5 protein-coding genes and 2 pseudogenes are annotated in these 7798 nt (G+C 41.3%); 3 read left to right on the top strand and 4 right to left on the bottom strand.

Annotated elements, in window-relative coordinates; translation table 11 throughout:
• Positions 1 to 56: 56 nt before the first annotated feature.
• The 3 genes and pseudogenes from LC653_RS43550 to LC653_RS43560 form a co-directional block, all read left to right on the top strand.
• Positions 57 to 173, top strand: a pseudogene (locus LC653_RS43550) (transposase); the annotation flags it as partial.
• An 18-nt stretch (positions 174 to 191) separates the two neighbouring features.
• Positions 192 to 594: pseudogene (locus tag LC653_RS43555) on the top strand (acyltransferase domain-containing protein); the annotation flags it as partial.
• Between the two features lie 16 nt (positions 595 to 610).
• Complete coding sequence (locus tag LC653_RS43560) at positions 611 to 817, top strand: acyl carrier protein (RefSeq protein ID WP_229501471.1); 207 nt, start codon at positions 611 to 613, stop codon at positions 815 to 817.
• A gap of 154 nt (positions 818 to 971) precedes the next feature.
• On the opposite strand, the gene LC653_RS43565 is transcribed toward LC653_RS43560, so the two are convergent.
• The 4 genes from LC653_RS43565 to LC653_RS43580 all read right to left on the bottom strand — a co-directional run bounded on the left by LC653_RS43565 (position 972) and on the right by LC653_RS43580 (position 7482).
• Entirely contained in the window at positions 972 to 2720 is a 1749-nt protein-coding gene (locus tag LC653_RS43565) for a cupin domain-containing protein (protein ID WP_229501472.1), read from the bottom strand.
• Between the two features lie 426 nt (positions 2721 to 3146).
• The gene (locus LC653_RS43570; protein WP_229501473.1) at positions 3147 to 4058 is read right to left on the bottom strand and encodes an SDR family oxidoreductase; all 912 of its coding nucleotides are present in this window, start codon (positions 4056 to 4058) and stop codon (positions 3147 to 3149) included.
• Positions 4058 to 5047 (bottom strand): hypothetical protein, encoded by a 990-nt coding sequence (locus LC653_RS43575; protein WP_229501474.1) that lies wholly within the window; start codon positions 5045 to 5047, stop codon positions 4058 to 4060. The genes LC653_RS43570 and LC653_RS43575 overlap by 1 nt, the downstream gene beginning before the upstream one ends.
• A 212-nt stretch (positions 5048 to 5259) precedes the next feature.
• Positions 5260 to 7482, bottom strand: a complete 2223-nt coding sequence (locus tag LC653_RS43580) for a calcium-binding protein (RefSeq protein WP_229501475.1) — start codon at positions 7480 to 7482, stop codon at positions 5260 to 5262.
• Positions 7483 to 7798 lie beyond the last annotated feature (316 nt).

Below are 7798 nucleotides of genomic sequence, written 5' to 3' on the forward strand. Positions count from 1 at the left end.
CATTTTGCACTTAGCTTGTATAGCAGCTAAAAGATTTTCATCAAGCCGAAAATTTACAAGCTACAAGAGTGTTTGGCTTGCGCCGATGCCGTTATCGAGGCTTTGAAAAAACTAGACTACAACATATCATCACGGCTGCTGCCATGAATTTGGTTAGGGTTTGGCAGTGGTGGACTCAAGCTAATAACTTAGCTTTGTTTGCTCTGGAATATGCTCTATTTCAGTTATGGGAATCCTGGGGGATCAAACCAGATGCAGTGATGGGGCATAGCGTCGGTGAATATGCTGCTGCTTGTATTGCCGGGATATTTAGTTTAGAAGATGGTCTAAAGTTAATTGCCGAACGCGCTTGTCTGATGCAGGCGTTGCCCCAAGATGGTGAAATGGTGGCGGTGTTTGCGTCGGAAGCTTTAGTAACCTCGATTATTCAACCTTATGCCCAAGTGGCGATTGCTGCTATTAATGGCCACTAAAAATATAGTAATTTCTGGCGATCGCCACGTTATAGAAACAGTTACCAACATTCTGCGGACACAAGGAATCACGACGAAAAAATTACAAGTTTCTCATGCTTTCCACTCTCCCTTAATGAAACTTTCTTGATCTCGGCATGGATTCTCTGATGGCGGTGGAGTTGAAAAACCGTTTGGAAAGCACTCTGAGTTGTTCTCTACCTGCAACTTTAGTTTTTGACTATCCCACAATCGAAGCGCTTGTCGATTATCTACTTAAAGATGCGATCGCATCTTTAATTTCTGATGAATCTGCTGTGGAATCACAAGAAACCAACCATGAGGAGCAAGTTGTAAAGAATTAACTTATCTCCGGTTGAATTTCTAACTATTAAGTAAGTGGGCGAGAAATTTTTAAGTATGTAACGAAATGTAAATTCGGCATTTCACCGTTTTTACAAAACTAAACATACATTGGTTTTATCTTGCCTACCTACTTATCAAATTAGTTAAAGAGAGCTACACAATCAAGAAATCAGCACTTGTAATAATATTGACTTGTACTCCACTCAAGATCATTAAAGGCTCATTACTGCTGGTAATATTAATCAAAGTATCATTTACACTACCACCAGTACCTTGATAGATTGTTAAATCGGCAAATGTCAGACCACCCAAAAGTCCAATAGAATCTTCCCCATCAGTAAAGTCAACAATGGTATCAATCCCCGATCCAGGTGTAAAGGAGAATGTGTCTTTGCCACTGCCACCAATCAGAGTATCCCAACCAAATCCGCCTACAAGAGTGTCATTGCCAGTACCACCTCGGAGTATGTCATCACCACTCAACCCCCACAGATAGTCATTGCCACCCTGACCGTTAATAACATCATTAGATTTGTCAAAGCCACTAGTATTATTATTAAGATCGTTCAGGAATGTTACCGAGTTACGACTGTAAACACTACTCCTTTGTTCGTTGGCATTCAAGACATCAAAGCTGTCTTGAAACCCCGTCTGCCCGTTAAACAAAATATTCCCAATATCCACCGATGCACCTGTGGCTTTGCGAAGGTTATCTAGGTTTTGTAAGGCAAAATTTTGCAAGACGACTCCAGTATTCTCAACCCCCTCAAAGGTTATGAGCAAGTCATCTTCATTCTGAGTTAAAAGCAGATTTCTGGCAGTCAGCCCATTACCCTCAAATTTTAGAGTATCGATTTCCGCAGATACGCCTGAAGATGGACGAGATCCTGTTCCTACACCACCGAAGTTAGTAATGGTATCGATGCCGTCACCGAGTTTAACTTTAAACAGGTCTATATTCCCACCACCCGTAAGGAGGTCGTTTCCTTTTCCACTAATAATGTTTTCACTGTTTTTCCCACCCGTAAGGATGTTGTTACTATCATCTCCAACCAGAAAAACACCATCTTTTCCTTTGGGTCGAGCGTCATTGTCTACAATTGTCAGAGTAGCCGTATTCTGCAACAGCCCAATGATTGTACCGCCAGTAGCATCGCTTAAGGTGAGGTTGATAGTTTTATTAGCTTCGATTGAATTATCATCAATAATCGGAATATTTACAACTTTAACTCTTTCTCTGTCAGCAAAGTTAACCTTTATCTGCTGAGAACCGTTATAATCTTCGAGATATTTAGCAGTACCATCTTTCAAAGTGATAGTAGCGCCAACTGCCCCTGTATCATCTAATGGGCGGATCAAAGTTACTGCTGCTATGGGAGAACCATCTTCATTGACGCTGTATTCAGTGCCAGCAAAAATTATTGAGTCTAGGGGTACTGATGCATTGTCCTTAAAGGCTTGCACGATTTTATCAAGTCCTTCATCTGTAAATAGCGGAAAAGCCGCAGATATGTCTGTCCCTGAACGACTCGTATCCTCAATCAGTTTGTCAAGCCCGGAGGGAATACCTTGGATAATCATTCTCGCTGGCTTATCTTCAATATTGCGATAGGCGTGGGTTTGCCCTTTGGGCACATTCACAAAAGTTCCAGGAGTTGCAGTAATAACTTGATCATTCAACTGAAACTTTACAGTCCCCTCGACAATGTAAAATCCTTCATCTTGTTGAAGGTGGATATGCGGTGTAGTCCCGACATTTGATGGAACGTAAGCATCAAATAGATCGTATTTACCACCAGTATCTTCGCCAGTTGAGATAAATTTAACCAAGTCTCCAACCACCCACAATGACTTATTCGATTTATTGGCTGGTGTCTGTTGAAAGCTATTATATTCCGTCATTGTTGTTCTCCTTTCAAGCTGATATTGATGGTGAGCTAGTTTTGGATTGATGTTACAAGTGCAGACATAGGCTTTTTTGCCTGGACATTCTCTGTTTAGTCAAGTTTTGAGCATCTATGTCTGCGAATAAATGTGGATTTCTTAATCTGGAACTTGACTTACGAAATTCAAGTTTGCTAGGGAATAGTTACGGATGGTACTTATTTATCGCGCTTTTCTTTGACATTTATGCAAAAAGTCTGATAAAACACTTTAAAATCTGGATCGCAGCAATATTGCAGTAATTGCGATCGCTATTAAGTTTCACTCTACATTTTTTAGAGTTGCGATCGCCCAGAAAACTTCAAGAGGTGTAGATTCCACTCTTTTTGTTCCCATCCAAACTTGTTTGGATGGGATTGTTTATATCAAACTGATGCTAAGAAATTACCTCGTTGCTGCTAGCCCATTTTGGTTTGCCCAACGTTTAATAGAATCTCTCAAGGACGGAACGTCAGCGAATAAACGACGTTGTAAAGTAGTATCAGCTACATATTTACCTGAAGAAACATATTCCATAGCCTTATCAGTACCCCGAAACATAGGATTAATAACTGCCATAAACTTAAACAAGATTGTTTTGACCAAAGGTGGAATTGTTTGCAATTGTACTTTCTGTCCAGTTATTTCTGAGAGCAAATTAGCAATCTCTCTAAGATTAGTTGGCTGTTCAGTGCCCAAATCGATGCGATGTCCTACAGCTTCAGGTGTCTCAATTGCTAAGACAAGATACCGGGCCACATCATCTGAGTGAATTGTCGATGCTGGCGCGTCTGCATCAGCCATAGCTCGAAATTTACCATTTTTGATATCTTTGAGGCTAAAACCCAATAGTGTATCAACGAATCCACCTGGTCGTAACGATACAAAAGGAACTCCAGATTTCTCAATATAATCCTCAGTCACAGATTTCTGATAAAAGTGAGGTACAGATTTTGCCTTTTCTGCCGTTAAAATACTTGTAAAAACGAACAATTTAATTTGCATTTGCTTGGCTGCATCAACCAGATTGCGATTTCCCTTGTCGTCAGTGTTTTCTAAAGAGTCTGCTTTCTTTCTATGTGAGTAACCGTTAGCCGTTGTAATTACAACATCAATGTCACGCATTGCAGGCAAAAGTGTCTCATACTCGGTTATGTCGCCCCGAACTATTTCCACACCTTGAGCCTGCAAGTGAGAAGCTTCAGTTCCAAGGCGAACCAAAGCACGGACTCTATGACCTTTTTGCAGCAGTTCTTTAACCACTTTGCCGCCAAGTAAACCAGTTGCACCAATTACGAGAACCTTACGCTGAAGCATTATCTCAACTCCTTAACTATAAACATTTTCTTTGACTTTCCAGACTTCATTAAAGTTCTATTTTTTTGTCTAGTTTTCCGTACTAAATTTGTAGCAATATAAGCACTAAAGCCTAAAATTCCCAATGTAGAAGTTGGTTCTGGGACAGCGATAGAAGAAACTGGTAAACCAGGATAGGTAGCGGTGAATTTTCTCAGAGTACTTTCCTCAGATTCCCCACCTCTATTACGAACTTCTTGACTTAATCCTTTGATATAGTTTGTCCAACCCATTTCAGGAGGCCCCCCGAAATCACCACCAATATCTCCAAATACATTAGTCAACTGTGTGACAGAGTTAGTATAAAATGTCAGCGTACCATCTGGGTTTTCTTTAAACCCAAATTTTCTTGAGCCGTTAACTGGATGTTTACCCGTTACGCCACTGGTAATAGTTGATAAGGTAAAATGATCGTCGGTCAAATCTGTAAGCATCACAGAAACATCATCTTCGTAATTAGGAATACCCAGTGCTGCAAAAAGGCCTAATTTTATATCATAAATATTGCCTACTTGTGGGGGTGTGGAGGTGTTCCTGGGAATTAGCTTATTGAGCGTATCATCACCGCTAGAGAGATAATCATCAAAAGATTGATAATTTATTGCCCCATTTGGGTCTTTAGCTATTTCTAAGAGAAAATCTGTAGGCGTTAGCCCTTGGGGCATTCTGTCAACCAAAACAGAAATCTCGTCATAAAAAACTTTTTTATTCCTAGTAAGTAACTGCAAGTTGCCGTTATCTGCTCGAAGGGCTGCCTTAACTGTGAGATTTTGAGACCAAGGTTCTGTAAACAATTCCAGATGGGTTTTCAGTGGATCGTAAGGCTCTGATTGCAAACTGAATTCACTAGCAAGAGCCGGACTACTAAAAGAAATCACAGGAGTAGTTAAGCCCAAGGTAAATAAAAGTGGTATAAACCCTAATAATTTGTGTCTGTAACGCAGTTTCATAATTTATTACTTCAAAAATTTTAAGTTACAAAATACTAGGAAACTGGCATAGCAATGAAGAAATAATTTCCCAAAAAAAATATTTTTTTTGCTGCTGAAAATATATGCGATCGCTAAAGTCAGTTTCCCAGGTTTTATTTTCAAATCTCAATGTTGGGAATTTCCAAGAACCTATCGTAGAGAACGACTAACTTGGAATTTCTTGAGAGTTTTTAAACGTGAACAAAATAGCTATCACTCAGATTTAAACCTGTGACTCCTTGGACAGTAGCAATCAATTCCAGAGGCTGATTTGCTCTTTGTAAGAATATATCTGTGGATGCTACACCTGAAGGAGAGCTAGAACCTGTAGCTAAAACATAATTAGCATCCGTTACACTTTGCAATTGGATGAAATCTTCACTGGTTTTGAAGTCAGTAACGATCGCAGCATCATAAACATCAGAACTGCCACCATCATAAAATACATGACCGTTATTCCCCAGAATAAATGTATCTCTGCCTTGATTGCCCGTGAGCGTATCAACCTCACCACGACCAAACCCAAATAATGGATCAAATGGGTCAACACCAACAATCACATCATCTCCAGCTTCACCAGAGAGGAAATCGTTCCCGGATGCACCAACTAGTAAGTCTGCTCCTGCTCCACCGACGATAATATCATTGCCAGTACCACTATAGAGGTTGTCTTTGCCATCTGCACCATTGAGGAAGTCATCACCATCTCCACCATTGATGATGTCATTCCCGACATCACCATCAAGTATGTCGTTACCTTCCTGACCTAATATCCGGTCATTGCCTGCACCACCTAAAATTCTATCCTTGCCTAAACCACTATAAATAGTATCGTTACCATCTCCGCCATTGAGGTCGTCATTACCATCTTCACCATTGATTTGGTCATTGCCGATTTCTCCGAAAATGCGGTCATTGCCATCACCACCTAAAATAATATCGTCCCCGACTCCCCCAAAAAGGTCATCAGTTCCAGAACCACCATCCAGGAAGTCATCGCCCTCGTCACCTAATAATTGGTCAAGACCATCGCCACCCGAAATGATGTCATTCCCAAAGCCTGCCGCGATAATGTCATTGCCAGTTCCACCTGAGACAACATCATCTCCAGAAGTAGAAACAATCAAATCATTTCCTGGCCCAGCATAGATAGAATCGTTGCCGTCGCGGCTGTTGATCAAATCGTTGCCGTCTAAACCATAAATGTCATCGTCACCCGTAGTGCCACCGATAACATCATTACCATTTGTGCCAACAATTAACCCGGCATCGGCGGAAACATAAACGAAGTAACTATCGTTCAAATTTAGATTTTTCACGCTTTGCACGCTAGCAATTAGTTCTAGCGGCTGATTTGGCCGACTGATGAGTATGTCTGTGGTGTATTCATTTCCCGCAGTCGAGTTAGGGCCAGGAGCTACCACATAAGTGCTACCATCTGTCAACTTTTTCAATTGAATGAAATCCTCATCAGGGTTGAAGTCAACAATTAAACCAGCGTCAGAAACGTCAGAGCCACCTTTATTGTCATAGTAGGATTCAGCAACATCCCCAAGTACAAAAGTATCATGCCCTGAACCGCCGACCATCTCATCTCTTTCAATACCGTCCAGCCCAGGTATGCGGATAAATGGATTACTGCCAATAATTACATCATCTCCAGAACCACCATTTACATAGTCGTTACCGACCGAACCAACAACTATGTCGTTACCTTCTCCACCAAAAACTCGATCGTCGTCAAAACCACCCAAGACGCGATCGTTCCCTAAACCACCATCTATATAGTCCTCTCCGGCGACACCAGAAATGTCGTCATCACCTTCCCCGCCAAAGAGTCGGTCGTTGCCATTATCACCCAAAATTTTGTCATTCTCAAGACCGCCCAAGATGAAATCGTTGCCAGTACCACCCGAAATGTCGTCAATCCCGTCTTTACCATTGATAAAATCGTCGCCATCTTCACCAAGTATCAGGTCATTGCCGTTAGCACCCGTAAGTTCGTCATTCCCAGCACCACCTAAAATGAATTGGTTGCCTCCTGTGGCCACAACAGTATCACTTCCAGGTCCCGCAATCACTAGTTTATTTCCAGTACCACTAACGATAAAGTCATCACCTTCACGCCCCGAGATGAGATCGTCGCCTGTCAAACCAAAAATTTGATCGTTGCCTGCACTACCGACAAGTATATTGTCTTCAGATGTGCCAAAGAGTTGACCTGGTGCAGTTAAGGTCTTAGGAAAGTAGGAATTAGTAGAAGTTGGAGTTTGGATTACCTGCTCATTTGAGAGAGTTTGCAGCTGTGAGGTTAATTGTGAAACTTTTGTGTTCAGTGGTTGATTAATAGTAGTTAACTCCCCAGCAAGTAAATCTGAAGCTTGAACTTGTTTTTGTTTCTTATCTTTAGACATTTGAGTTCTCCTGATTATGCTTGCAAATTATGTAGGCGAATTTTTGAGTCTTCCACTAATAGAAGCTGTGGAATTGTTGATTCATTCACAGGAGTTCCTAAAGGAAACTCCTGTGGGGTGATTTTGAGATTAATTGCTTAGGACTTACGCAAAATATCTCTCAAACTCTTATTTCTCCGTGTCCTCTGCGCCGAATGGCACTAAGAAAAGCTCTAAGCTATACGGAATAAGGGCTACAGCTTTGAAAGTTATTGAACAGTCGAGGAGGGGTCAGGCGGTCGTCCTTGATGCAGTGTCATGGAAGCGATCGCCACAA

The sequence above is a fragment of the Nostoc mirabile CHAB5784 genome, from assembly GCF_020829645.1.
Taxonomy (GTDB): Bacteria; Cyanobacteriota; Cyanobacteriia; order Cyanobacteriales; family Nostocaceae; genus Nostoc; species Nostoc mirabile.